Annotated in this window: 23 protein-coding genes; 10 read left to right on the forward strand and 13 right to left on the reverse strand. The window is 61.3% G+C overall.

Annotated features, from left to right (window positions below):
* Positions 1-13 precede the first annotated feature (13 nt).
* A complete protein-coding gene (locus ABWI03_RS20815; protein ID WP_124566944.1) occupies positions 14-958 on the forward strand; it encodes a tyrosine-protein phosphatase in 945 nt (314 codons plus the stop codon).
* Positions 959-968: 10 nt separating this feature from the next.
* Here ABWI03_RS20815 and ABWI03_RS20820 read toward each other — a convergent pair whose 3' ends face one another.
* From ABWI03_RS20820 to ABWI03_RS20835, 4 genes are all read right to left on the reverse strand, one after another.
* Entirely contained in the window at positions 969-1,544 is a 576-nt protein-coding gene (locus tag ABWI03_RS20820; RefSeq protein ID WP_298774647.1) for a hypothetical protein, read from the reverse strand.
* Positions 1,545-1,629: 85 nt separating this feature from the next.
* The gene (locus ABWI03_RS20825) at positions 1,630-3,306 is read right to left on the reverse strand and encodes a restriction system modified-DNA reader domain-containing protein (RefSeq protein WP_298774645.1); all 1,677 of its coding nucleotides are present in this window, start codon (positions 3,304-3,306) and stop codon (positions 1,630-1,632) included.
* Complete coding sequence (locus ABWI03_RS20830) at positions 3,299-3,964, reverse strand: uracil-DNA glycosylase (protein ID WP_298774642.1); 666 nt, start codon at positions 3,962-3,964, stop codon at positions 3,299-3,301. Before ABWI03_RS20830 ends, ABWI03_RS20825 begins: the two co-directional genes overlap by 8 nt.
* Positions 3,965-4,278: 314 nt before the next feature.
* The gene (locus ABWI03_RS20835; protein ID WP_298774641.1) at positions 4,279-4,983 is read right to left on the reverse strand and encodes a DUF8548 family protein; all 705 of its coding nucleotides are present in this window, start codon (positions 4,981-4,983) and stop codon (positions 4,279-4,281) included.
* 430 nt (positions 4,984-5,413) lie between these two features.
* Here ABWI03_RS20835 and ABWI03_RS20840 point away from each other — a divergent pair, with 430 nt between their 5' ends.
* On the forward strand, positions 5,414-6,484 hold the full coding sequence (locus ABWI03_RS20840) for a GNAT family N-acetyltransferase (RefSeq protein WP_298774638.1): 1,071 nt from the start codon (positions 5,414-5,416) through the stop codon (positions 6,482-6,484).
* A 7-nt stretch (positions 6,485-6,491) separates the two neighbouring features.
* Here ABWI03_RS20840 and ABWI03_RS20845 read toward each other — a convergent pair whose 3' ends face one another.
* Both ABWI03_RS20845 and ABWI03_RS20850 read right to left on the reverse strand, forming a co-directional pair.
* Positions 6,492-6,989 carry a hypothetical protein gene (locus ABWI03_RS20845; protein WP_298774636.1) on the reverse strand — a complete coding sequence of 166 codons (498 nt, stop codon included), beginning with the start codon at positions 6,987-6,989 and terminating at the stop codon, positions 6,492-6,494.
* 21 nt (positions 6,990-7,010) lie between these two features.
* Entirely contained in the window at positions 7,011-7,907 is an 897-nt protein-coding gene (locus tag ABWI03_RS20850; protein WP_166810325.1) for an oxygenase MpaB family protein, read from the reverse strand.
* Between the two features lie 172 nt (positions 7,908-8,079).
* Between ABWI03_RS20850 and ABWI03_RS20855 the strand changes: the two genes are divergently transcribed.
* Positions 8,080-8,538, forward strand: coding sequence for a hypothetical protein (locus ABWI03_RS20855; RefSeq protein ID WP_003943607.1), 459 nt, complete (start codon positions 8,080-8,082; stop codon positions 8,536-8,538).
* A 154-nt stretch (positions 8,539-8,692) separates the two neighbouring features.
* Positions 8,693-9,061, forward strand: a complete 369-nt coding sequence (locus ABWI03_RS20860) for a helix-turn-helix domain-containing protein (RefSeq protein ID WP_124566939.1) — start codon at positions 8,693-8,695, stop codon at positions 9,059-9,061.
* On the opposite strand, the gene ABWI03_RS20865 is transcribed toward ABWI03_RS20860, so the two are convergent.
* From ABWI03_RS20865 to ABWI03_RS20875, 3 genes are all read right to left on the reverse strand, one after another.
* Positions 9,007-10,455 (reverse strand): histidine-type phosphatase, encoded by a 1,449-nt coding sequence (locus ABWI03_RS20865; protein ID WP_298774633.1) that lies wholly within the window; start codon positions 10,453-10,455, stop codon positions 9,007-9,009. The genes ABWI03_RS20860 and ABWI03_RS20865 overlap by 55 nt on opposite strands.
* A 376-nt stretch (positions 10,456-10,831) precedes the next feature.
* Complete coding sequence (locus tag ABWI03_RS20870) at positions 10,832-12,481, reverse strand: class I adenylate-forming enzyme family protein (RefSeq protein ID WP_298774631.1); 1,650 nt, start codon at positions 12,479-12,481, stop codon at positions 10,832-10,834.
* Positions 12,478-13,431: a cyclase family protein gene (locus ABWI03_RS20875; RefSeq protein ID WP_003943547.1), complete on the reverse strand. Its 954-nt coding sequence runs from the start codon at positions 13,429-13,431 to the stop codon at positions 12,478-12,480. Before ABWI03_RS20875 ends, ABWI03_RS20870 begins: the two co-directional genes overlap by 4 nt.
* 115 nt (positions 13,432-13,546) lie before the next feature.
* On the opposite strand from ABWI03_RS20875, the gene ABWI03_RS20880 reads away from it, so the two are divergent.
* Entirely contained in the window at positions 13,547-14,473 is a 927-nt protein-coding gene (locus tag ABWI03_RS20880; RefSeq protein ID WP_095969375.1) for a TetR-type transcription factor C-terminal domain-containing protein, read from the forward strand.
* Between the two features lie 46 nt (positions 14,474-14,519).
* Entirely contained in the window at positions 14,520-16,247 is a 1,728-nt protein-coding gene (locus ABWI03_RS20885) for an oleate hydratase (protein WP_124566930.1), read from the forward strand.
* A gap of 7 nt (positions 16,248-16,254) precedes the next feature.
* On the opposite strand, the gene ABWI03_RS20890 is transcribed toward ABWI03_RS20885, so the two are convergent.
* Together ABWI03_RS20890 and ABWI03_RS20895 are read right to left on the reverse strand one after the other, a co-directional pair.
* Positions 16,255-16,632 (reverse strand): DUF5313 family protein, encoded by a 378-nt coding sequence (locus tag ABWI03_RS20890; RefSeq protein WP_003943558.1) that lies wholly within the window; start codon positions 16,630-16,632, stop codon positions 16,255-16,257.
* A 30-nt stretch (positions 16,633-16,662) separates the two neighbouring features.
* Positions 16,663-17,634 (reverse strand): GlxA family transcriptional regulator, encoded by a 972-nt coding sequence (locus tag ABWI03_RS20895; RefSeq protein WP_298774626.1) that lies wholly within the window; start codon positions 17,632-17,634, stop codon positions 16,663-16,665.
* Positions 17,635-17,705: 71 nt separating this feature from the next.
* Here ABWI03_RS20895 and ABWI03_RS20900 point away from each other — a divergent pair, with 71 nt between their 5' ends.
* The 3 genes from ABWI03_RS20900 (at position 17,706) to ABWI03_RS20910 (ending at position 21,101) form a co-directional block, all read left to right on the forward strand.
* Positions 17,706-19,022 (forward strand): MFS transporter, encoded by a 1,317-nt coding sequence (locus tag ABWI03_RS20900; RefSeq protein ID WP_166810320.1) that lies wholly within the window; start codon positions 17,706-17,708, stop codon positions 19,020-19,022.
* A gap of 78 nt (positions 19,023-19,100) precedes the next feature.
* The gene (locus tag ABWI03_RS20905; RefSeq protein WP_200317278.1) at positions 19,101-20,654 is read left to right on the forward strand and encodes a succinic semialdehyde dehydrogenase; all 1,554 of its coding nucleotides are present in this window, start codon (positions 19,101-19,103) and stop codon (positions 20,652-20,654) included.
* A 3-nt stretch (positions 20,655-20,657) separates the two neighbouring features.
* Complete coding sequence (locus tag ABWI03_RS20910; protein ID WP_166810319.1) at positions 20,658-21,101, forward strand: SRPBCC family protein; 444 nt, start codon at positions 20,658-20,660, stop codon at positions 21,099-21,101.
* Between the two features lie 62 nt (positions 21,102-21,163).
* On the opposite strand, the gene ABWI03_RS20915 is transcribed toward ABWI03_RS20910, so the two are convergent.
* Positions 21,164-22,120: a proline dehydrogenase family protein gene (locus tag ABWI03_RS20915; protein WP_298774617.1), complete on the reverse strand. Its 957-nt coding sequence runs from the start codon at positions 22,118-22,120 to the stop codon at positions 21,164-21,166.
* Between the two features lie 115 nt (positions 22,121-22,235).
* Between ABWI03_RS20915 and ABWI03_RS20920 the strand changes: the two genes are divergently transcribed.
* Positions 22,236-22,706 carry a hypothetical protein gene (locus tag ABWI03_RS20920; RefSeq protein WP_298774614.1) on the forward strand — a complete coding sequence of 157 codons (471 nt, stop codon included), beginning with the start codon at positions 22,236-22,238 and terminating at the stop codon, positions 22,704-22,706.
* Positions 22,707-22,715: 9 nt separating this feature from the next.
* Here ABWI03_RS20920 and ABWI03_RS20925 read toward each other — a convergent pair whose 3' ends face one another.
* Positions 22,716-23,531 (reverse strand): siderophore-interacting protein, encoded by an 816-nt coding sequence (locus ABWI03_RS20925; protein WP_298774612.1) that lies wholly within the window; start codon positions 23,529-23,531, stop codon positions 22,716-22,718.
* Positions 23,532-23,634 lie beyond the last annotated feature (103 nt).

Raw genomic sequence — 23,634 nt, forward strand, 5'->3', positions numbered from 1 at the left:
GAGGTACTGCCACATGTCCACACGCTCACGAATGTCGTTCGCTCGCACTGCGAAGGCCGCCGCCCTTGTTGTCACCGGAGGTCTGTTGTTTGCTGCTCCCGCCACGGCCATCCCGCTCGACCTGGGTTCTCTGAACACGGGATCGCTCGGATCCGTCGATCTAGGCTCGCTCGATCCTGTCCTCGCGCCGACGCCGAACTTGGCCTCCGTGGCCAACTTTCGCGACGTCGCCGGCAACGACGGGAGGGGATACGCCACCGTCGACGGCTCACACCTCAAGCGCGGCGTCATCTACCGATCCAATGCGCTGACTGCGACCAGCGACGCAGACAAGGCGACGCTCACCGGCCTCGGACTTGCCGACGCCTATGACCTGCGTGGTGCAACCGAGATCTCCAACCCGTTCATCGGTGGCGCGGACAAGCTCCCGGACGGTGTGACGTACACGAACATTCCGATCGAGTTCAAGGATCTGACCCAGCTCGCGACGACGATCAAGTCGCCGGAGGAGGCCAAGCAGTTCTTGGTCGATACCAACCGCAGTTTTGTCACCGATCCCGTGCGCCGCGCCGGCTTCAAGCAGGTTCTCTCGGACATCGCTGCTGGTGACGGGGTGCAGTTGTTCCATTGCACTTCAGGCAAGGACCGCACGGGTTGGACCGCGATGCTGTTGCAGTCCATTGCCGGTGTCCCCGCCCAGACGATCATGGATGACTATCTGTTGAGCAACACCTACCTTCAGGCGACCAACGAGAAGATCCTTGCGCAGATCTCTCAAGCCCTGAGCCCGCAGGTGGCGACCAATCTCGAGCCGGCCCTCGGTGTCGATGCGTCGTACCTGGAAGCTGGACTTGCGCAGATAGCCAGCGATTACGGAACCGTCGACGGTTATCTCACCGAAGGTCTGGGACTCACTGCGGACACGATCGCACTTCTGAAGGTCAAGCTAGTCGGCTAGTTTCACGCTGCTAGAACCGTTGAACGAACGAGTACCAGTCGCCGTCGAACTCCTGGTAGCCGATGTCGCCGTCATGGCGGGGCTTGCCGAGATATGGTGCGCCGTCCGGTAAGTATGCCAATCCGATCGGATCGATCAGACCACCCTCGATATGGAAGCGGCACCCGTTGCCGACGGGCCAGACCTGCAGGACCCGGTAGACGCCAATTGTTTGGTTTTCCAACGACTTCTGGCAATCCGCGGCCACTGCTTCGAGGGAGTCTTTCGACAGTGCAAACGCAACATGCGAAGGGACGGACAACGTCACGAGCGCGCCGGTGACGAGGACTATCACCGGCGCGATCGTGCTCAAACGCAAGGTTTTGTACTTCATCCAACCAATCAGGCTGAGTATCAACCACACTCCACCCAAACCGAGCAACACTGAGGCGGCGAGCGCAAAGAATGGAAAGTACACAACCGGCGGCATGAAGGACCACACGATGACGCCGCACGTGAGAGCGACAAGCACTGCGGTGACAATCGCAGTCGCCTTCCACCAGGATGCCGGACCTCCACGCTCAGTTGTCGGATCACCATCGGTCATCGGACAACCCTTGCACAAGGCGGTAATTGTGGGGCAACGAATCGAATTGTTCTCCCGCTGACTCGCCGAGGAAGTCTAGCTGCGCTTACCGGGCCATTTCGGTGCGGCCCTCGCGTCGCAGTTGGGAAAGGTTTCGACCGTCTGCGAGTTGCCAGTCTCTCCAGCCGTGCCTCTGTTCTCCCATGAGTTCGGTCAGAGGTGCCGAGGGGGCACCGTAGCGTTTTCCGTTCACCTCGAGAGCTCCGTCCCGTGTGACCGTCGCGGTGTAGTTCAGCCCGCGCCCGACGTCGCGGTAGGTCAGCTGCTGGTCGACCTGCAGATGCCCGAATAGCATGAGCTGCAGAATGTCGTCGTCGTAGGTGACTCGAGGATCGATGACTTCGGTGCGAGCTGGTTGTTCCGGCGGGGGAGCGTGCGTGGCGCCCGGGGCTCCTGCGACATGCTGGGCCGTGGAGATGTCGCTGGTGGCATGTAGGTCGATCTTCTCGGGTTGCGGTTGCTGCGATCCGACCAAATTCCCAATTCCACGCCCCAGCCACCCGAATCCGGCACCGACTCCTGACACACCGGAGCCGATCGCCTTTCCTGCCGCACTGCCGACGGCGACTGCTCTACTTCCCACCTCTGCGAGGGCGTCGATAACGCTGGGGCTCTCGTGCTCGGTCCACCCCATGACTTGACTGCCGCGAGCCTGCGCAAAATCGTCGAGATCGTTTTTGAGCGTGACGATATCGTGGGTGAGGTTGTGGGCTGCGCCCCACCGAAATCCATCGAGTCGGCGCATCTGCGCAAAGTTCGACAGCTCCGAGCGAGCATGGACTAGGAGTTGGCCGTCGCGTTCGAAATGCTCGGTCAACACGGCGCGCGCATCGTCGAGCACCATCTGCAGATGCTGCGGCTCGGTGGCCTGAACGCGGGCGATCCGCAGTCGTTGCCACAGATACAGCGACTGCTCGCTGACCACCAGCAGGTGCAAGGATTCACCGAGCCGATTTTCTTCGATTGCGCGGCGTAGGTAATCAGCCCGATCCTGGACCGGGCGAGTGGGATCGAACCCGGCGAGGGTGCGCTTGACGTGTTCGCGGAGGCGTTCAATGGTCACAATCAGCGCGGGACGGAGTCCGGCAACCGATTCCCAGTCGGCAGTCGGAAGCGCGTCGTGGTCGTCGAGAGTGGCCACGAGACGGTCGAGGGTGGAGAAGTGCCCGACTACGTCTCCGACGCGGGTCGCTTGAGCAAGGACGAGTAGCTGTTCGACTTTGCCGTCGACGCGGGCGATCGACTCGTTCACCGACGCGATCGCTGCCGAGAGTGCGACCTGCACGGCGAGTAGTTGCAGGGACAGCGCCTGAGTGGGACCGAGAGGCACCTTCTGCCATTGCAGTTGATTCCGGAATTTTCCGCTCTGATCGACAACGGTCATTCGGAAGAAACCGTTGTCCCCGGGGAGGACCCGGTGAGTTTTCAAGGCTTGAACGCTTTCCGGGGACAGTCGCACGAACTGACCGGCCTGGGCGAGAATGGACTGCACGCCGAACGCTGCGGCCGCAGCTCCGGCCATGGATGACTTGCTGACGCCGGACACGTCCAGGGCTTCGCCGGCGAGATCGGTCATTCGTGCGAGATACCCGGCAACGACCTCTGGGTCTCCGGCGACGAGAATACCTTCGGGCTCAACGGATATAGCGAGTTCGGTTCCTGGACCACTGCCATCGGCAACGGCAGGGGAAATGGAGTTCTTCACAGCCGGTGTGTCATTCATCGGGGCGTGCATCCTGTCGGTGTCGTGTTTTTGCGGCGAGTCTGTGGGCGACCGCGGAGACCGCGGTTTCGAATCGCTCTCGTCCTCCGGGTGAGTTCAAGCCCCGGTCAGAGCAGTGTGGAACCCTTCCCGGGATGACGTACAGGTCCCGTTCGATTCCTGCACGGTTCCATCCATCTCGAGCTGCGACGCCCAGCAGCAGCACGATCTCCAGGTTTGGGCACAACCCCACGAATTCGGTAGTCCATTGGGTCCCGCGGGCGCGTTCGGCGGGCGTCGAACCACCGTTCTTGACGCCGGAAACGGGGAAGGGGACGACATTCCAATGCACGACGTCTGAGGACGAGATGCCGGCACGTGAGTACGCTTCGCGGCAGTTGCGTGCAGTGCGGTCGTTGTTGTCGAGGCTGAGTAGGCCAGATCCCGTGCCGGCTTCGGCTTTCGTGGACGGATTATCGAGCAGGACAAAGACCCGTGCATCGATTCCGCCCTGGTCTGGATCCACGTAGGGCACGTATCCATGAGGAATGCCTTCGGCGTCGGCTATCCGATTCGCAAGCGAGTTCAACGGCGCCACATGGGGGTCGTGGATGCGGCGCTTCTTTTCGGCGACAACGGCCGGGTCGGCGTTGCGTCCGTTACTCATAGCGGTGGCCATGCGTTGATGTCAGTACTCCTTGGAACGGTGGAGGTCGGTACTTTATGCAACGAATGACGATCAGGAGCATGCGGCGACAATCCCGCCGACGACAATCGCCAGGACGATGAGAAAACTGATGAATTCCACCACCCCTTCAGCGGATGAATTCTTTTTCGTGCCACTCATCTGTTCTCCACTCCCGGTCTATTCTGCGCAGCGCACGGCCAAATTCCGCAACCGCCATCAGATTGAAACTTCTTATTCGAACCGTGCGTCGCTGGTCAACTTTTCCCGTGCTTCGGGGAGATCTCGATCGAATCCTCGCTTTGTGCTCAGTGTTGCTGGTTCACGGGTCGGCCGGATTCGAATCGCCAGATCGCATGATCAAGATGTGTGACATTGCGGCCCGACTTCTCGGCTACCGCTTTCACCAGGTTCGCCGCGTCAGTGGGGCTGACATTCTCGGGCGCAGATCCGATCGCATCCGCCACAAAGCGGATGACCATGCGGTCAGCTTTCACACCCCCAATACCCGCGAGCATCAAGAAGTAGTTCCAGGTGATCCCGGAGCGCTGTCCCGGCACTCGGATCCATGCCTTCTTTGCCTCCTCGATTTTGCTTGGGGCGGCGTTGAGGAGGTCATAGGTACTGTCGATTCCCTGCTCACGCAGCTGAACAGCAGCCGCGTGAATAGCCGCAGCCTTGAGCGGAGCACCCTTGCTCGTCGAGGTTGGTTTGCGATTGTTCGTCATCTCAGCCCATTGCTGTGGACCGCCGAGTTCTGTGAAGGTGGCCAGTAGAGCTCCCGCATTATCGGTATCCGCATTGCCGCCCTGGGCCTGCCGATATTCGATGTAGTGACGCAGGAGGTTCTTGACAGAGTTGTAGTGCGCGCCGGTAGACGCGATCGAGTCGATGATGCACAGGGCAAGACTGTGCGGATAACCGTCGGGTCGGAACCACAGGTCGGGGTCGCCGAGATCGCTGTCGCAGCGCTTTGCGAGAAGGTCAACCCGATCATCTGTTGTTGCGGGCATGCTATGTCCTCTGTTCTGAATATGCGCTCAGTGAAGTTCTCGATGCACTATGCACCACCCCTCTGACAAATCTGTAAGTAATGGGTAAGGCGCGGTGTTGTTGGAGGGCGATGTTGGGGGGTGATGCAAATGCGACGAAATCGATTTCGACGAGAGTAGTTCGTTTTGCGTCTGAATAAACTAGGCACTATCTATGCGCACAATCAACTCGCGGAATGTCGGACCGCTGCACTCACCGTAGTGGTGGTTCGAGAAGCCGAGTGCAATGATGCTGCGGAGCAAATGGCGCATTGCCTGGAGAAGATCGAAAGCTATTGTTCATCAATGCTTTCCGCGTTAATGCTGCGGATCATCCTGAGATCGAAACGATTTCGAATGGATTGCCTCCGACACCGGTAAGTCCTCTGATACCGGAGGGTATGGTCGGATTGTGAACCAGGATCTGATCATTCGCCGCTACTTACCCTCGGATGAGGACGTGGTCGTCGACCTGTGGTCGAATGCTGCCAGTGAAGCCCATCCGTTCCTTGTGGGTGAGGGAACGGGCGATCGGGAGCAGAAGATGCGAGAGGTCTATCTGATCCAGGCCGATAATTGGGTGGCTGAGCACAACTCCGAAGTTGTCGGCCTGTTGGGAATGATCGGCTCCGAAATCGGGGGACTGTTCGTCGCGCCGGCATCACAGGGGTTGGGAGTCGGGAGGGCGTTGGTCGAACACGCCACCACCATGCACGACGAGGTGACACTCGAGGTTTACACACTCAACGATCGGGCCCGCAGGTTCTATGCGCTGATGGAGTTCGAAGAAGAGGGGCGTCGACTCGACGTCGAGACAAACCATGAAATTGATCACCCTGCGTCGTACGGCGCGAGACTCCTCCGTCACTCGGCCATGAGGGATACGGATGAGCCCAGCACGGGCCTGACATTGTGCACAGATCTGGCGGCTACCGATTGGCTGGTCGATCAGGATCTGCCTTGGTATCAGTTGGCAGGGCGCGGCCCGATCGGATTTCCGAAGTATGCGCGCTTACGGTTCATCCCAGATCCGAGCTTTCCCGGTCAGAAATCGAATGATGTCGATTTCGATCAGACCGGGCCGGAAGAGAAAGTGCTGATCGGCTTTGCCCTGGATGTGTTGTCCAGTTACACAACCACACCCGACGAGTGCTATTTCTGCATGTGGACCGGGTGGGGGTCGGCAGTCGGTGATGACGTTCCGCGGTTCGAGATCCCCAATCGTGACTACTGGCTCTTGCGTGGAACGCTTGCCGACTACGCCGATTGGAGCGTGGAGAACTCAGTTCGTTGGCCGTGGGGTTCTTCCCCTGATCCGGCCTTCATCTGGCCGGCGGATCATGCATGGTGCATAACCAATGATGTCGACCCACATTTCGCGATCATCGCCGCCCCCGAGGAAGCGATCATTCGAATTGTGGCCGATTCGCGGATCGATGCCGTCCTCGACGACCCGGATATCGTTCCGCCGTATTGGCACTGACGACCGATCACGGCCAAGTCTCGAGTTCGACGACCAGTGTGTTCCAGCGGACGCCGAAATTTGTGGGGACCTGACCCGTCTCGCAGTACACCGTCGGCCCGTCGAAGACGACGTTGAAGAGACCGGAATGAATTGTCGTCAAGAGTGTTTCGTGTTGAACGAGGTGGCCGGGCCGCGCTTTCACCCGCACGCGCCCGGTGGGCTGCGTGCGGTATTGCGTCCAGAGGTAGCGATCCCACACCAGGCAACCTCTCAGCCGCACCTCGCCGACGCTTCCGACATCGTCGCCGATCAGTGTCGTAAATCCGTGTCCGAGATGGGCTATGTGCTCAGTGCGGCCGTCGATTGTCACGGTCGTGATGCGTGCATCGATTTCGCAGCACACCTCGGCAGGAAGGTCCAGCATTTCGGGACTGGCCCAGTAGGTCGTCGGTTCGCACGTATCGCCAGGCATGGGGGTGTCGCGCCACGGTTCGAGATCCTCGAGCATCCAGAGTTGCGCCACCGTTCGAGTATCCCAACGCGTCTACGCTTGGGCTTGCTGGTCTGCCTGCAGGTGCTTGACCGGGCACCCCGTGGGGAAGGTGCCGAGGTCTTCGACCTTGTAACCGCTCGGGTAGCTGCGGATGTTGGGCAGCTCGCGGGCGAATTTCCGCTTCGTGCGCACCGGGAAGAACCGCAGCAGACGCGCGCGGACTTTCAGCGCGCCGCGTGAGACGACGCGCATCGCGGTGCTCGGGTGCTTGTAGTGGAAGGCGTCGAGTAGGTGATCGTCCATGAGGGCGAAGGCGAATCCCTTGACCAGAGACTTCGGCGCCAGATTGTTGGGCGGGAAGGTGCACATCAGGTCGAGAGTGGAGTCGGCGACCGCCCGAGCGCCGGGGTCGAATGAAAAGTGTTTGCGCTCATAGTCATCGAGAAGTCTGACGAACCCCTCGTAGGTGTCCGGCGTGTCCTTGATGTTCATGTACCTGCCCAAGTGGCGGTAGTAGTTCGTCGACCCGACGATCTCGTTCTCGGTCATCTTCCGCCAGCCGTACTCGTCGAGCCATCTGACCGGGGTGACGACGAAGGTGGCCAGAACGTAGAGCATGTCGTCGTTGGAGATGTCGTACGAACCGTGCATCTGGTTCATTCGACGCACACTCTTGCGGCCTTCGGTGCTGCTGAGGCCGTGCTCGAGGATGGCGTCGAGGATCAGGCTGGTGTCGTCGTAGCGCTTCTGAACCTTGTCGGTGAACTCCCCGGTGGAGAAGAGAAGTTTGCCGATCGAGGGAACGGCGTACGTGCGAAAAAGGGCGAAGCTGAGCGCCTGATTGATGTCCCAGGGAAACTCTTGCGCCGCGAGAATGCGCGACATCTCTTCGTAATCGGTTTCGGGATCGAGTCGATCCGTGCGACTGCGGAGGTCGTAGCGCTTCATCTGAACACTCCCTGGGACTGGTCTGCGCGCGGCAGAGGTAGGTGTGAGCTGCACCACCGACTGTAGTTCTGACAACACGCGTTGTCTAGGGGGGTGTGAATAGTCGACTGTCCATCGTTTCGGGCGTTGTACCAGGGGTATCCGGAAAGTGTTGTCGACCCGAGGAGCAGCTATGAGCGTCACACGCACGGCCGGGGTTTTCGCGGCCATCGGACTACCGATTGCCGCGAGCGTCATGTTCGCCGGAGTCGCCTCGGCTGATCCGCCCCATCCTTTCGGTGGCGCCGCCGTCACCATCGGGTGTCCGAATCAGGGGTCGCTGGCCTCGCTGACCGGACTCACCGGCCAGTCCGGACCAGAGTCCAATCCGCCCATCGCCAAGGGTGACATCCGCTTCGATTCGTTCCCGGCGGCTGCGCCCATCCCGGCGGCGGGTCAGGTGACCGTTGCGTGGGTCAACACCGACACGGGCAAGTCCGGAATCGTCGACCTGGTCGGTACTTACCCGTACTTGTCCGCGACGGTGAACACCGGCGTCGGCAATGTCGTTGCGACGGCATTCGGTTCGATCAACTGGGGCAGTAGTCCCATCTGCCAGTCGAATCCGACGATCGGCAGGTTCATAGCCTGATCCTCACAGCCTGATCTATACAGCGTGAACGGGCACAGGGTTGGCGGTATCGCGTGATTATCTGTCATCTCGGAGATACCGCTGTGTCCGCGTCATCCCATATTCTGAAACATGTTATTTGAAAGCATATTTCAGGGATGGAAAAGGTGGCGACGTGAATGGGTCGAGCGCGCGTCAGTTGATGAGCCAGATGCTCGTCGAGAAACGAAACAGTCTTGCGCCCGAGAAGGTCGGCATGCGATGCGAGGGTGCTCGCCGCATGCACGGCCTCAGCCGGCGTGATGTCGCGCAGATCGCCGACATCAGTTTCAATCACTACCAACGGCTGGAACAGGGTACGTCCGTTGGTGTTTCGGCCCCCGTCATCGTTCGTATCTGCGACGCCTTGTTGATGGAAGACGACGAAAAGGCGCGCATGCTGGCGTTGCACCAGGCATGGGCGCGCCCTCGTCGACCTCGGTCCGGATCTCAGGCTGCCGGTGAAATCTCCGGTAGGCAGCGGGCCAGTTCGTCCGGCGTGTAGAAGAAACTCCCGGAGTTCACCGGAGCGCACGGGGCAGCAAACGCTGTCTCGCGCTCGTTGTAGAGCATTCGGACCAGGCGCTTACCGTCCGGTCCGCCGAACACGTCCCACTGCACGTTGGCGGCCATCGGGCTGACCTGCGCTCCGCGCCAGGGGTTGTTCGCATAGGTGTACAGGTCACCCTCGGCCTGTGAGACGGTGCTTCCCGGCAGTTTCAAGAGCGCGGCGAAGGGGATGATCGTTTCTGCGTGGGCAAACCGGAAGTCCGCTCCCGGTACGGCGGCGGCCCCGGTGTGTTCTTGTAAGCCGCGCAGGAACTCGTCGCGCAAGACGGTTGCCATCCGGTAGGTGACGTCTTCACCGGTGAAGCCCGGGCCCTTGGCGTAGAAGTCCTCGGCATCGTTCGTGTACGCGAGCCACTGCGCGTCCGCAGGTTCGATGAACCGCTCGAAATTCCACTTGCCTTCTTCGGCCATGCCCGGAGTGATGATGTACGTGTTGTACAGCATGTACGCGGCGTCGACCTCGTTGTCGATCGTGCTGGAACCCTTGCCGCGGTCGACGAGTGAGAACTCGCCCGCGCTCAGGCGGTTGACGAAGTCCTCGGAGTAGAGCTTGATCATCATGTGCCGCGAGACCTCGCGGGTGCGGGGAAGATCGGCAATCTGATCGTCGACGGCCTTCAATCGCGGATCGGAATCCTCGTAGTCCTTGTAGTCGGCGTTTGCATCCGAGTCGTGGAAGTAGAGAAGGTCGGCATCCGTGGTCACCGGCGCAACATCGCCGGCGACGGCCGGAAACGCACCGGTCAGGCCCTGGGCGAAGTTCTCGGCGCTGTCCACGGCACGGTCGACACCCGACGAGGTCAACGTGATGGTTCCCTGTTGCGCAGCGATGGCGTCGAACAGTTGGGGGAGGCGCTCGGTGACCCGTGCTCCGAGTTGCCGATGTTCGGTGACTCCGAGTCCGCTGAGGTTGCCGTATCCCAGCTTCTTGTTCGCGGCCATGAGATCGCGAAGCGCCGGTCCGAATTCCTTGCCGACGGAAGTCAATGCGTTCTCGGCTTCGGCGAGTTCCCACAGCTGCAGGCTCAGGTCGTCGTACTTCAGGCTCGACAGTGCCCGGGAGCCGTGGCGCGCAACGCTTTCCGTGTACACGGGCGAGTATCCCGTCGGTGGTGCTTGATAGTCGGCGATACGCTGGCCGGGTGAGTACGGCGTCTTGGACGTGAAGCCGCCGTCGGTCGACGCCGGGGTCTCAGCCGAGCCGGAACTCGACGCGGTGTCGAGCGAGCCAAAGGGCGACGCCGCGGCGATGGACTGAGCGCCACTGGTAACGAGCACGAGTCCGACCGCGCCGGCAGCCGCCAGCAAACCGAAGCGTGGGCTTCGCATGGTGTGTGAATCCTCTCCGTCGGTGCCGAGGTGGCACGACGGAAGGAAAGTTAGAACAGCTAAGCGTCCGATTTGCGCCTATTTGTCCATGTGCAGATGGACGCAGGGTTACAAGTTTCGGATTCGCCGAGCTCAGGAGGGTTTGGCGGCGATCCCGATCGAGACGGACAGCGACAACGCGATGAGGGTCATGGCCAGCCACTGGTAGCTCTTGGGCGTGGGCTGCTTCTTACGTCCGAACTTGCTCACTGATGTCTCCCGTTTGTCCGTGGGTACTCAGCACATATTACTGTTCCATTACCCCGATGGCGCGGTCGACGCGAAAAAGTGTGCGATCAGACAGCGGGCGAGCCTGGAGGCCCGCCCGCCGTCGGCGTCAAGAGGTCGTGCGCAGTTCCCGTCGCAGTATCTTGCCGGTGACGGTCTTGGGAAGCTCCTCCACCAGCACGACGGACCGTGGGTACTTGTACGCCGCCATCCGTTGCTTGCAGTGATCGATCAGTTCGTCCGGCGTCACCGACGCCCCCGCGACGAGGCTGACGAATGCCTTCACCGTCTCACCGCGGTATTCGTCGGCGATCCCGACGACAGCTGCCTCGCGGACCGCGGGATGTTCGGCGAGAACGTCTTCGACCTCGCGTGGCCACACCTTGTAGCCGGAAGCGATGATCATGTCCTTCTTGCGGTCGACGACGTAGAACCAGCCGGCTTCGTCCATGAACCCCACGTCGCCGGTGTGGAACCACCCGTCGAGAATGGCCGACGCACTCTCCTCCGGCTTGTTCCAGTAACCGCGCACCACCTGTGGACCACGGACGACCAGCTCGCCGATCTCTCCGATCGGCAGGACCGCACCGCCCTCGTCTTCGATGCGGACCACGGTGTTGGGTACTGGAACACCGACGGACAGTGCCCCGGACGTGGGGTCGACCGGCGTATCCGCGCCGACGGGAACGGCATGGGTCGGCGACGTGGTCTCTGTCAGGCCGTAGATGTTGTGCAGCGCAGCACCGGTCATGGCTCGGACGGCCTCGGCGGCGGTCGGTGAGATGGGTGCGCCGCCGGAATACAGCAGCCGCATGGAGGTGAAGTCTTCCGGCGCGCAACCTGGAGTGTTGAGCAATGCTGTGAACGCGGTGATGGCGCCGACGGTGAACGTCGGTCGGTGCTCACGAATCGCGTCGAGCATCACCTCGGGCTGGAAGCGGTAGGCCAGCACCAGCGGCATTCTCGTCAGTACGGATACCGCGATGTGACCGATCAACCCCGTGATGTGGAAGAGCGGTGCTACGCCGAGAACGGTGTCTTTCGGGGTGAGCCCCAGCCAGTCCCGGTACACCTGGGCGTTGAAGGTCATGTTCGCGTGAGAGGTCATCGCTCCCTTCGGTGGACCAGTGGTTCCCGATGTATACGTCAGTACCGCAATGTCTTCCGGTGCAGCGTCGGTAGTGATCGGATCGCCGATACGATGCTGGTCGATCAGCGTCGCAAGATCGTCGGTACCGAGATCCTTCTTAGCGATTCCGTCGAAAATTCTTGGATCGTTGCGGCTTTGGTACTCGAGTTCCGAGGTGGTGATGACGCGCCTCACCGGCGAGTCCGAGACGACATTGCGGCCCACGGACTCGTAGAGCCCCTCGAGTGCGATGAGAACGGCAGCTCCGGAATCTTCGAGTTGGTATCCCAGTTCTCGCTCACGGCTCATGGGATTGATCGAGACTGCGACGCCGCCGGCTTTCCAGATTCCGGTGAGGGCGAGCACGAACTGTGGAACGTTCTGCAGGAACAGGGCAACGCGGTCACCCTTCACGAGTCCACCGGCTCGGAGTGCTCGGGCCAGGGCATCGCTCTGATGGTCCAGCTCGGCGAAGCTGAGTTGACCGTCGAAGTACTTCACAGCTGTGGCGTCCGGATCGGAGCGGACCGTGGCCGCCAACATCTCGAGCATCGTGGGGTGCTCGACGTCGATGTCGGGGGGAACGTCGTTACGGTACAACGCCAACCAAGGGCGATCTTCGTATGTCATTTGATGGCAACCGGATTCACGGGAGAGCCGCTGGCCTTGGCGACCTTGAGTGGTGCGGCGACGTACAGGAACGTGTACTGGCCGTCGGACGCACAGTCTGCGGCCAGCTTCTCCAGATCGCAGATCTCGGTGAACACCACGCCGAGGTTGCGCATCAGAGCGTTGTGGAGCACCAGTGCCACACCGTTTTCGGGATCGGTGGTGACCTCGTTGGCGATGGTGTCCGTCACCAGGTTCGGAATCTCCATGTCCTGGAACCACTGGACGAGTTCGGGGCTGTAGATCAGGCCGGGCTCGCAGAATCCCTCGTAGAAGGCTTCGCCCTGGTCGAAGAACAGCTTGAGGAAGTTGGTGCGGATGACGAGAATGTCGCGCTTCTCGATGGTGACACCCTGCGCTTCGGCACAGGCCAAAAGATCATGGTGCGTGAAGGTTTCGGCCTTATCGAGATTCTCCTTGCCGCGAAACTTCGCCATGTCGAGTAGCACTGCGCGTCCGACGACGCCACGGTCGGCAATCGGTTCGACGCTGGCCTTCTCGAGGCCGCCGACAGTCGTGTCAGCGGAGTATCCGTTCCACAGCGCGCCGTCGTACCAGACGTGGCCGAGTGCGTCGTACTGCGTCGAACCCTGCAGGAACGCGTCGATCTTGTCGTCCGCGTAATGCAGACCGCCGGGGAAGTTGGGTGCGTCGTCGCCGTCCCAGCTGCTCTCGTCGAAGATCTGTGTGCGCTCGGCAGGGCTGCGTCCCGGCCACACGGGATCACCCTTGGGGTCGCCGATGAGCCGTTGAAGTGTGAACACGGAACCCTGCTTGATGGTTCCGACGCCACGAAGCACCTGTCCGGCGTCGAGGTAATTCAGTGAACCGACCTCGTCGGACTCTCCCCACTTGCCCCAGTTGCTGGGTGCGTCGCGCAGGAGTTCTCCAAGATATGGCGCCTCGGTCATGGTGATCTGATCCTCTCGCTACCGACACCGAACGATCGCTCGGGCGGACCTGGGTCTTTGTGATCCACATCATGTTCAGGCCGATAATCAGTAGTCAACAGGTTCAGCGATTGCCGTGGTCATGGCATTGTTGGAAATCCTATGTTCGGGAATACTGAACAATGTGACCGAATTCGAGAATGCTGTCCTGATCGGAGCGTCGATCCGGCAAGCCCGGCGTCACAGCGGGCTCTCGCTGCGCGAATTGGCCAGGCGTCTCGACGTCAGCGCGGCTACCCTCAGCGCCGTCGAGACCGGAAAGACCAGGGTCAGCGTCGACCGGTTGGCGGCAATCGGCGGGATTCTCGGAGTGCGTTTCGACGCTCTGCTCCCGGCTGCGATAGTGCGTCCGCCGGAACAGCCACGATGGGGTGGCGACGACGCCGACCCGAATACGCATTTCCTTCCGAACGAGTGGCGAAGATTCGGCCCGAGTTCGTTCGATCCGGTGTTGGCGGCCGCGCTCGCGGAGATGGTGAAGACCGGATATCACGGCGCTGCGATGCGTGAGATCGCCAAACGTGCGCAGATGAGTGTTCCGGGTCTCTATCACCACTATTCCAGTAAGCAACAAATGTTGGCCGAAATTCTCGACCTCACCATGGCAGAGCTCAACACGAGATCGTTGGCGGCGATCGACGAGGGCGAAAGTCCCTGCGAAAGACTGGCTTTCCTTGTCGAATGTGTGACCTTGTTCCATATCTATCGGCGCGATCAAGGATTTCTCGGTGCCAGCGAAATGCGCAGTCTCACAGCCGAGAACAGGTTGCGCATCACGGAATCACGCAACTACCAGCAATGGTTGATGACGAAGCAAGTCGATGACGGAATCGCCGCCGGCGTTTTCGAGACGGATCGGCCGCGACAGGCCGCGCGTGCAATCGTCGTGATGTGTGTCTCTGTCGCGCAATGGTATCGGCCGAGCGGACCGCAAACGCCCGAGGAAATTGCACGCGACTACGCGCGTTTTGCGCTAGATCTGGTGCGCCTTCAGCGACCGTGACGGACGTCATCCGGTTCGGGTGATGCGCCTGCGGGCAAAGGGGTCCATGCTTGGAAGGTATCCGTACCGCGACTCGAGTAAGGAACGAAAAACAATGTCTTCCAAGCTGTCTCACAAGGCGTACATGATCGGTGCCGGCATCGGAAATCTTTCGGCTGCCGTCTATTTGATTCGGGACGGTAAGTGGAGCGGTGAGGACATCACCATCATGGGCCTGGACATGCACGGAGCGAACGACGGCGAATCCGCCGCTACTTTCCAGCACCAGTACGGCCATCGCGAGCTAGGCAACGACGCGGGCTTCATCAACCGTGGTGGTCGCATGCTCAACGAGGAGACCTACGAGAACCTCTGGGACGTGCTGAGTGCGGTTCCGTCGCTGGACAACCCGGGAAAGTCGGTGACGGATGACATTCTCGATTTCGACCACGCGCATCCGACACACGACGTTGCACGGTTGATCGACCGCGACGGTATTCGCAACAAGGGCGAGAACGACTACAAGCACATGCAATTCGACAACAAGGATCGATACTTGTTGACGAAGCTGATGACGATGCCGGAGTCGGACGAGGCAAAACTCGACGACATCAGTATCGAGCAGTGGTTCGAGGACACTCCGCACTTTTTCACCACCAACTTCTGGTACATGTGGGAGACCACATTTGCGTTCAAGCGGGTGAGTTCGGCGATGGAGCTGCGCCGGTACATGAATCGAATGATTCTCGAGTTCAGTCGCATTCAGACTCTCGCGGGTGTCACCAGGTCCCCGTACAACCAGTACGAGAGCATCATCTTGCCGATGCGGACCTTCCTCGAAGGCAAGGGTGTGAAGTTCGTCAACGAACTGAAGATCACGGAGTTCGTGTTCAAGGACACTCCGCTTCGCGACGAGATCACCGTGACGGGACTCGACTACGAGAACGTCCGCACCGGTGAGAAGGGCCGAATCGACGTAGCGGAGGGCGATTTCGTCTTCGACACCAACGGCAGCATCACCGACAGTTCGTCGATCGGCGATCTGGATACCCCGATCGTGGAAGACATGAGGTACGCGCCGAGTGCGCTGCTGTGGAAGCAGGCAACCGAGCACTTCTACGATCTCGGGAATCCCGACAAGTTCTTCGGAGATCGGGAGCAGAGTGAGTGGACCAGCTTCACCGTCACCACCTCGTCACACGAGCTCATCAACGAGATTTCCCGAATCACCAAGCAGCTCCCCGGAAATGCGCTCAACACCTTCGTGGACTCGAACGTACTTCTGTCGATCGTGGTTCACCATCAGCCGCACTATCACGCGCAGAAGGAGAACGAAGGAGTCTTCTGGGGCTACTGTCTGTTCCCGCGAAAGAACGGTGACTACGTGAAGAAGCCGTTCATCGAGATGACCGGCCGGGAAATGCTGGAAGAGACGCTCGGACACCTCGAGGCGCTCGACGAGAACGGTGCGCTGGCCGCGCGCAGACAAGAGATCATGGACAGCGTCGTCAATTCGATTCCCAGCCACATGCCTTACGCCAGTGCGCTGTTCAATCGGCGTGCCGTGGGTGACCGGCCGCTGGTGGTGCCGAAGCATTCCAAGAACCTGGCCTTCATCAGTCAGTTCGCGGAGCTGCCGTTCGACATGGTGTTCACCGAGCAGTACTCGGTGCGCTGCGCTCAGGTGGCCGTCTACAAGTTCCTGGGGATTCCGGAAGACAAGCTCACCAAGATGCATCACTACGAGAAGGACCCGAAGGTTCTCGCCAAGGCCGCAGTGACGATGTTCCGCTGAAGGGTGCTCAGCGACCGTGCCGCTTCTCGTAGTCCTCGCGAGTGCGATCGGCGCGGCGCTGGGCCTTCTCGTCGAGCAATTCGGGATCGAGTCCATGGCTCAGCAGGCGGTGACGGCGGTAGATGGTCCCGAGCGCTACGACGAAGTACGCGAGCGGGATGAGCAACAAGGCCATCATGGCCAAGGGAATCCAGATCGGTCCCGGAATCAAGAGGAACAGCAGAAGGATCAGCGTCGCCGGCACGGTGAAGCGGATGATGTAGCGGGCCTGTGCACCCGGGCCGACCAGATCGTTTCGCACCCAGTCCTGGTACCGGTCGGGGAGGGTCTTTCCCAGGAGGTATCCGCAGTACTGGGGAAAGTTCGGGCGAGTCTGTTCGGCCATGGCTTCCAGGATAGTGCCTGGTACCGCCGCTTACGCGGGTGCCTTGAACGTACGTCGGTAGGCGCTCGGTGAAACGCCGAGCGCCTCGTTCATGTGTTGACGCATCGATGTCGCGGTCCCGAAGCCGGTTCGAGCGGCAATTGCATCGATCGACAGGTCGGATTCCTCCAGCAGCTCGCGTGCTCGATCGACGCGTCTGCTGGTCAGCCAGTGGTTCGGCGTCGTTCCGACTTCGTCGCGGAATCGACGACTGAACGTACGGACGCTCATGTTGGCACGCGTCGCCAGGTCCGCCAAGGTGATCGGGTCGCCGAGATGTTCGAGGGCCCAATGCCGAGCGTCAGCAGTCGATTCCGAGGGTTTGTCGGCCAGCGGGCGCCGGATGTACTGCGCTTGGCCACCGTCGCGCCACGGCGGTACGACGCAACGCCTCGCGACGGTGTTCGCCACTTCCATGCCGTGGTCGCGCCTGACGATGTGCAGGCAGAGATCGACCCCTGACGCCACACCGGCCGAGGTCAGGATGTGGCCTTCGTCGACGAACAGCACGTCGGGATCCACGTTCACCTTGGGGTAGACACGCTGGAAATGGTCGGTGTTGCGCCAGTGCGTCGTGGCGCGAAGTCCGTCGAGCAAACCCGCCGCGGCGAGGATGTACGAACCGGTGCAGATCGAGACCAGTCGAGTGCCCGGGCGGATGTGTCGGAACGCTGCGGCCAACTCGGGGGAGAGGTAACCGTCTTCGTAGGCCGGACCCAGTTCGTACGACGCGGGAATGACGACGGTGTCGGCGGTGGCGAGCAGCTCGCTCCCGTGGTCGACCGAGATGCTGAAGTCTGCGTCGGTCTGCACGGGATTGCCGTCGACGGTGCACGTCAGGATCTCGTACAGCGGCCGATCCTCGACGTCGAGGGCGCGCCCGAAAATGCGCGCCGGGATACCGAGCTCGAAGGGAATGACTCCGTTCAGAGCCAGTGCGACGACGCGATGCGGACCAGACATGGCTCGATTCTTTCATATATTGGCAATCTGGCCACTGTTCTCGATCGAATCCGAACTGCAGAATTCTCTCTGTGACTTCTGAGACCGCTCTCCCCGAATCGGGCCAACATCAGGTGAGCCCGCCGCGCTTTCACCGCGCCTGGTCCGTCGCGATCGTGGCATTCCTGGCGTTGGTCGGTGCGGCGAGCTTCCGCGCTGCCCCATCCGTGCTGATCGATCCACTGCACGAGGATTTCGGGTGGTCTCGCGCCAGCATCTCGGCCGCCGTCTCGGTCAACTTGATCCTGTACGGGTTGACCTCGCCGTTCGCTGCTGCCCTGATGGAAAGGTTCGGCATCCGGGCGGTTGTCACTTCGGCGTTGGCGCTCATCTCGCTCGGCAGTGGTCTCACGATCTTCATGACCTCGAGTTGGCAGCTCATCCTGCTGTGGGGCGTGTTCGTCGGACTCGGCACCGGTTCGATGGCGCTGGCGTTTGTCGCCACCGTCGTAGATCGATGGTTCGTCGAGAAACGCGGTCTCGTGACCGGCATCCTGACGGCCGGTGGTGCTGCCGGTCAGCTGGTGTTTCTGCCCGTCCTGGCGAAGATCGCGGAAACGTACGACTGGAAGAGCGTCGCCTTCACGGTCTCGTTTGCCGCGCTGGCCGTCGTGCCGTTCGTTCTGCTGTTCCTGCGCAACTATCCGTCCGACGTGGGAACGACGCCGTACGGAGCGCCCGCCGACTACGCCCCACCCGCCAAGCCTGTCTACCAGCGCGGCGGCGCCGGAGGCCGGGCGATCTCGGTACTGGTCATGGCGTCGAAGACCAAGGTGTTCTGGCTTCTCGCCGGTACGTTCGCGATCTGCGGCGCGAGTACCAACGGCCTGATCGGAACGCACTTCGTTCCGGCGTCGCACGATCACGGGATGCCGATCACCACGGCCGCGTCGCTGCTGGCGTTGATCGGAATCCTCGACATGGTCGGCACCATCGCTTCGGGTTGGTTCACCGATCGGATGGACTCGCGAAAACTCCTCGGGATCTACTACCTGTTCCGCGGCATCTCGCTGCTCTTTCTGCCCTTGTTGCTCGCCAACACCGTGAATCCGCCGATGATCGCGTTCGTCATCTTCTACGGGCTCGATTGGGTGGCGACGGTTCCGCCGACCGTCGCGCTGTGCCGTCAGCACTTCGGCGCCGACGCTCCCATCGTGTTCGGTTGGGTGCTGGCATCTCATCAGATCGGCGCGGGTCTGGTGGCCTTCTTGGCCGGCCTCGTTCGCGATCAGATCGGCTCGTACGACGCTGCCTTCTTGGTGGCCGGCGCGCTCTGCGCGATCGCTGCAGTCATGTCGTTGTTGATCGCAAAACGTCCGAAAGAGGCAGTATTGGTTGACTCTGTCTGATTCGGCACTGTGATCGGTACCACCGACGGGGTAAGTTGTGTGTAACTCCAAGAACTACTCACCAGTAGGGGTACTGAAATGCCTGCTCCGTCCGCTGCGACCTTCTCGCGGCTCGCCGATCTGATCGCCATCGACAATGTTGCCGATCGCCCGACGAAGTCCATCACCGAGGTGTTCACCGGCAAGGAGCTGGCGACCATCCCCGTCGGCACCGCCGACGACGCACTTGCCGCCATCGCCCGTGCCCGCGTCGCCCAGAAGGAATGGGCCAAGCGCTCCGTCCTCGACCGCGCTGCCGTCTTCCACCGCTACCGCGACCTCATTCTCGAGAACCGCGACGCCCTCATGGACATGGCTCAGGCCGAGACCGGGAAGTCGCGTACCGCAGCTCAGGAAGAAGTCCTCGACATCTCGATGACGTCGCGTCACTACGCACGTGTGGCTCCGAAGCTGCTGCGTCCGCGTCGTGTCTCCGGCATGCTCCCGGGTCTGACGAAGACCGTCGTCCGCTACCAGCCCAAGGGTGTCGTCGGCGTCATCTCGCCGTGGAACTACCCGATGACGCTGGCCGTGTCCGACGCCATCGCCGCGCTGCTCGCCGGCAACGCCGTTGTCCTCAAGCCGGACAGTCAGACGCCGTACTGCGCCCTCGCCTGCGTCGAACTGCTCTACAAGGCTGGTCTGCCCCGCGACCTCTTCGCCGTGGTTCCCGGACCGGGCTCCGTCGTCGGCACCGCGCTGGTCGAGAACACCGACTACCTCATGTTCACCGGTTCCACCGCGACCGGTCAGCTTCTCGCCGAGCAGGCCGGCCGTCGACTGATCGGCTTCTCCGCCGAACTCGGTGGCAAGAACCCGATGATCGTCGCGGCCGGCGCAGACCTGCGCGAGGTCACCGACGCCGCTGTGCGTGCGTGCTTCTCCAACTCCGGTCAGCTGTGCATCTCCATCGAGCGCATCTACGTCGAAGAGTCCATCGCACCCGAGTTCATCCGTATGTTCGGTGACCGCGTCAAGAAGATGAACCTCGCCGCCGGTTACGAATTCGGAATCGAGATGGGCAGCCTCGTATCCGAGGCCCAGGTCAAGGCAATCTCTGCTCATGTCGACGACGCAGTCGTCAAGGGCGCCACCGTCATTGCCGGTGGCAAGGCCCGTCCGGACATCGGACCGCTGTTCTACGAGCCCACCCTGCTCACCGGGGTTCCCGAGGACGCCGAGTGCTACCGCGACGAGACCTTCGGGCCGCTGGTCTCGATCTACCCCGTCAAGGACGTCGAAGAGGCCATCGCGCAGGCCAACGACACCGAGTACGGCCTCAACGCCAGTGTGTGGGCGGGAAGCAAGGCTGCCGGCGAAGCCATCGCAGCGCGCATCCACGCCGGCACCGTCAACGTCGACGAGGGTTACGCACCTACCTGGGGCAGCACCGCTGCACCGATGGGCGGCATGGGCGTCTCGGGCGTCGGACGTCGTCACGGCGCCGAAGGTCTGATCAAGTACACCGAGCCGCAGACCGTTGCTACCACTCGCGTCATGAATCTCGGTGGACCGCGCGGACTTCCGGCCAAGGCGTGGGCAAAGCTCATGCCTCACGCCATCAAGATCATGTCCTGGGTTCCGGGCCGGTAACGGGTGGAAACCGCCAGCGCATACATCGAGGCAACTCCGGTATCGGTGTGGAAGGTTGTCAGCGACATCGAAGGTATGGGTCGCTTCAGTCCTGAAAACACCGGCGGAACATGGACTTCCGGAACCCCGGGAACCGTGGGTGCAAAGTTCAAGGGCACCAACAAGCACGGCCTGATTCGGTGGAGCACGCACTGCACGGTGGTCGACGTGGTCGACTGCCGGAAGTTCTCCTTCGAATCGGACGAGCCGAAAGCGCGGTGGACCTTTGTGCTCGAGCCTTCGGGAACGGGCACTGTGCTTACCGAGACTCGTGAAATCTATGCGACGCCTGCGCTTTACGTGCGCATGATGTCGGGTAGCGGCCTACTCGGCCGGGGCCGAGATCAGCTGATGCAGACCGGAATGGAAACCACTCTGGCGCGCATCAAGGCGTTTCTGGAGAGCTAGACACATACGAAAGTGGGGCTGCACTCGATTCGAGTGCAGCCCCACTTTCTGTTTACTGCCGATCAGTTTGCAGTGCTGCCAAGCGCAGCATCGATGAGCGCGGTATAGACACGCTCCGGTTCTTCGGCAATACGATTGAGCACGTACAGCCACCACTGTGTTCCGAAGATGACGTATTCGCGTGTGGTGAACCCCGCTGCTCGGAGTGCGTCCAGTTGCTCGGTACCGAGGCCGAGCAGCATCTCGAACTCCACATGTTCGGCTCTGAGCTTCGAATCATGCTCGGCGCGTAATGCTTCGAGGATGTCGTGGTCATGCGTCGCGATGGAAACCTGGTGGCCCGAGTCGACGATCCGGGCTGCGTAGTCGAGATACGCCCCGCGCAGTTCGGCACTACCGCGCGGGTAGGCGACGGATTCGGCTTCGAGGAAGGCGCCCTTCACGAGACGGATGCGACCGGGTCGGTCCAGCAGAGCGGCGAGATCCTTTGCGGTCCGGTGCAGTCGGGCCTGAACGGTGATCCCCACGTGAGTGAAACGCTCGGTCAGCCGCGCATGCATGTCGAGGACCAGGTCGGTGCGATCGGACGCTTCGGCGGAAATGATCAGCTCGGCACCCACGCGTTCCGTGGCCTCGGCCAGGCGCACGACATTGCGAAAGCACTGCTCCGGATCGATCACCAAGCCGATGTGTGAGAGGTCGAACGACACGGTGCTGTCGACACCCGACGTGCCGATCCGTTCCGCCAGTTCCACGAAAACATCGGTTTCGACGTTCGCGAGCTCGGGATCCCGGACGCTTTCCCCGGTGTATTCGATGCTCGCCTTGTGCCCTCGGGCGAAGATCGAGGGAAGACGATCGAAGGCGTCGTCGATGGTTTCGCCGCCGATGTAGCGAGCGGCCACTTTCCGTGCGAGTGCTGCCGTTGCAGCGTCCGCCATGGTGCGTTCTTTCAGGGATTCGTCGAGTGCGAGGCGGCGTAGGACGTCGGCGGCCTGGGCTTGCAGATCCGTGTTCACGGCTTCAGCGTATCCGGATGAGTGGGCGGGAATTATTCTTCGAACCCTTGCGTTCGATCTATTGTCGATATATCGTCGATACGTCAAACAAACACAGACAGTCCAGGAGGACAACATGTACGCCCCACACAACAACCCAGAAATGCAAGAACGTCGCGAGCACGGCCGTCGAGGCCCGCATCGTGGACATGGTTTCCGTCGAGGATTCGAGGGAGAGCGCCCCGAGGGTCGCTTCGAGGATCGAGCAGAAGGACGTCCTGAAGGACGCCCTGAAGGCCGACGTGGTCGCCAAGGTCAGCGTGAATTCGGTCGACCCGACCAGCGCGGACACGGCCGCCCTCACTTCGGCGAAGCCGGCGCAACTCTCCGCCCCGCGATGGGTCTACTCCGAGGTGCCGCCGTCGCGGTAGCCGCAGGTGGGACCGCTGAGCAGGTAGCCAAGGCAGAGGCAATTCTCGCCGAAGCACGCCGGGCATTGTTCGAGATGCTGGCGGAAAAGCCCGCTGACGTGCAGCCGGCCGACAAAGAGCCGGCTGACGCAGAAGCTACAGTCGCAGAATCTGCCGACACGCTGCCGGCAGAGTGATCACGGGGCTCAGGCGCCGACGGTGACTTCTTCGCTGTTCATGCCGGAAACGTGGCCGTCGACGCCCTCTCGCCAGTACCCGACAACATTGTGCTTGTCGCGAGCGATTCCTCGAACTTCCCTCAGATGCTTACGAATACGACGGCTGGTTGCGCTTTCGCACGCCACCCAGGCGTAGACGTCGGCCGGTTCGGATTCGGGAAACTCGACCTTCTCCACAGCCTCGAACAGCGCGCTCGGCGCCTTTCCGAGACCACTCCCCACGAGCCACGTGTACGTGACGTCGCCGCGAGTGACGAATTCCTGTCGATCCTCTTCGGTTTCGACCTCGATGATCGCCTGTGCGACATCGCCCTCTCGAAGTTCTTCGACAATCCTGCCCAGTCCGGGGAGACCCGTGGCGTCTGCGACCAGCAGCTGCCAACGAGGACCCGCCGGTGCTTGGTAATGGGAACGCGAACTGTCCGACCAGAAGACGCCTAGTAGGTGACCTGGTTCGGCCCGCAGGGCCCAATCCGCTGCAATACCGCCAGGGTGCACGACGAAGTCGATGTCCAGACGTCGGCCGCCGTCGTGCACCTTGCGCACGGTGTAGTGCCGCCACGGTGGCTCGGTTCCGAGATCGGCCTTGCCGTAGTCGGGATTGTTGAAGTAGTCGTATTCTGCTTCTGTTTCACCGGGTTTCGGGAACGCGATGTCGATGCGCTCGTCGCCCTGTCCGCCGGTAGGCCAGTGCCAGTCACCTTCTGCTTCGATGCTGATTCGCCGCATGTGCGGGGTCAGTGACGTGACGGTGACAACGCGGGCGGGTTCGCAGAAAGACATTCCTCGACCCTAAGGGTCCTGCGTGTCGAAGTGGAGACAGATGCTGTCGCAAGACGGACATCAAGTACAGCTGAAAACGCCAGCGTATGCCCCGAGGCATGGT

The organism is Rhodococcus baikonurensis, from assembly GCF_040489275.1.
Lineage (GTDB): Bacteria > Actinomycetota > Actinomycetes > Mycobacteriales > Mycobacteriaceae > Rhodococcus_F > Rhodococcus_F baikonurensis.

What these genes read in the sequence shown, in the direction of transcription:
- ABWI03_RS20835 (WP_298774641.1), bottom strand. Translation starts at nt 4,983, where the DNA reads ATGCCCGCAACAACAGATGATCGGGTTGACCTTCTCGCAAAGCGCTGC.
- ABWI03_RS20830 (WP_298774642.1), bottom strand. Translation starts at nt 3,964, where the DNA reads ATGGCCACCGCTATGAGTAACGGACGCAACGCCGACCCGGCCGTTGTC.
- ABWI03_RS20865 (WP_298774633.1), bottom strand. Translation starts at nt 10,455, where the DNA reads ATGCGAAGCCCACGCTTCGGTTTGCTGGCGGCTGCCGGCGCGGTCGGA.
- ABWI03_RS20820 (WP_298774647.1), bottom strand. Translation starts at nt 1,544, where the DNA reads ATGACCGATGGTGATCCGACAACTGAGCGTGGAGGTCCGGCATCCTGG.
- ABWI03_RS20825 (WP_298774645.1), bottom strand. Translation starts at nt 3,306, where the DNA reads ATGAATGACACACCGGCTGTGAAGAACTCCATTTCCCCTGCCGTTGCC.
- ABWI03_RS20890 (WP_003943558.1), bottom strand. Translation starts at nt 16,632, where the DNA reads ATGGCCGAACAGACTCGCCCGAACTTTCCCCAGTACTGCGGATACCTC.
- ABWI03_RS20920 (WP_298774614.1), top strand. Translation starts at nt 22,236, where the DNA reads ATGTACGCCCCACACAACAACCCAGAAATGCAAGAACGTCGCGAGCAC.
- ABWI03_RS20925 (WP_298774612.1), bottom strand. Translation starts at nt 23,531, where the DNA reads ATGTCTTTCTGCGAACCCGCCCGCGTTGTCACCGTCACGTCACTGACC.
- ABWI03_RS20870 (WP_298774631.1), bottom strand. Translation starts at nt 12,481, where the DNA reads ATGACATACGAAGATCGCCCTTGGTTGGCGTTGTACCGTAACGACGTT.
- ABWI03_RS20855 (WP_003943607.1), top strand. Translation starts at nt 8,080, where the DNA reads ATGAGCGTCACACGCACGGCCGGGGTTTTCGCGGCCATCGGACTACCG.
- ABWI03_RS20815 (WP_124566944.1), top strand. Translation starts at nt 14, where the DNA reads ATGTCCACACGCTCACGAATGTCGTTCGCTCGCACTGCGAAGGCCGCC.
- ABWI03_RS20905 (WP_200317278.1), top strand. Translation starts at nt 19,101, where the DNA reads ATGCCTGCTCCGTCCGCTGCGACCTTCTCGCGGCTCGCCGATCTGATC.
- ABWI03_RS20885 (WP_124566930.1), top strand. Translation starts at nt 14,520, where the DNA reads ATGCTTGGAAGGTATCCGTACCGCGACTCGAGTAAGGAACGAAAAACA.
- ABWI03_RS20875 (WP_003943547.1), bottom strand. Translation starts at nt 13,431, where the DNA reads ATGACCGAGGCGCCATATCTTGGAGAACTCCTGCGCGACGCACCCAGC.
- ABWI03_RS20895 (WP_298774626.1), bottom strand. Translation starts at nt 17,634, where the DNA reads ATGTCTGGTCCGCATCGCGTCGTCGCACTGGCTCTGAACGGAGTCATT.
- ABWI03_RS20850 (WP_166810325.1), bottom strand. Translation starts at nt 7,907, where the DNA reads ATGAAGCGCTACGACCTCCGCAGTCGCACGGATCGACTCGATCCCGAA.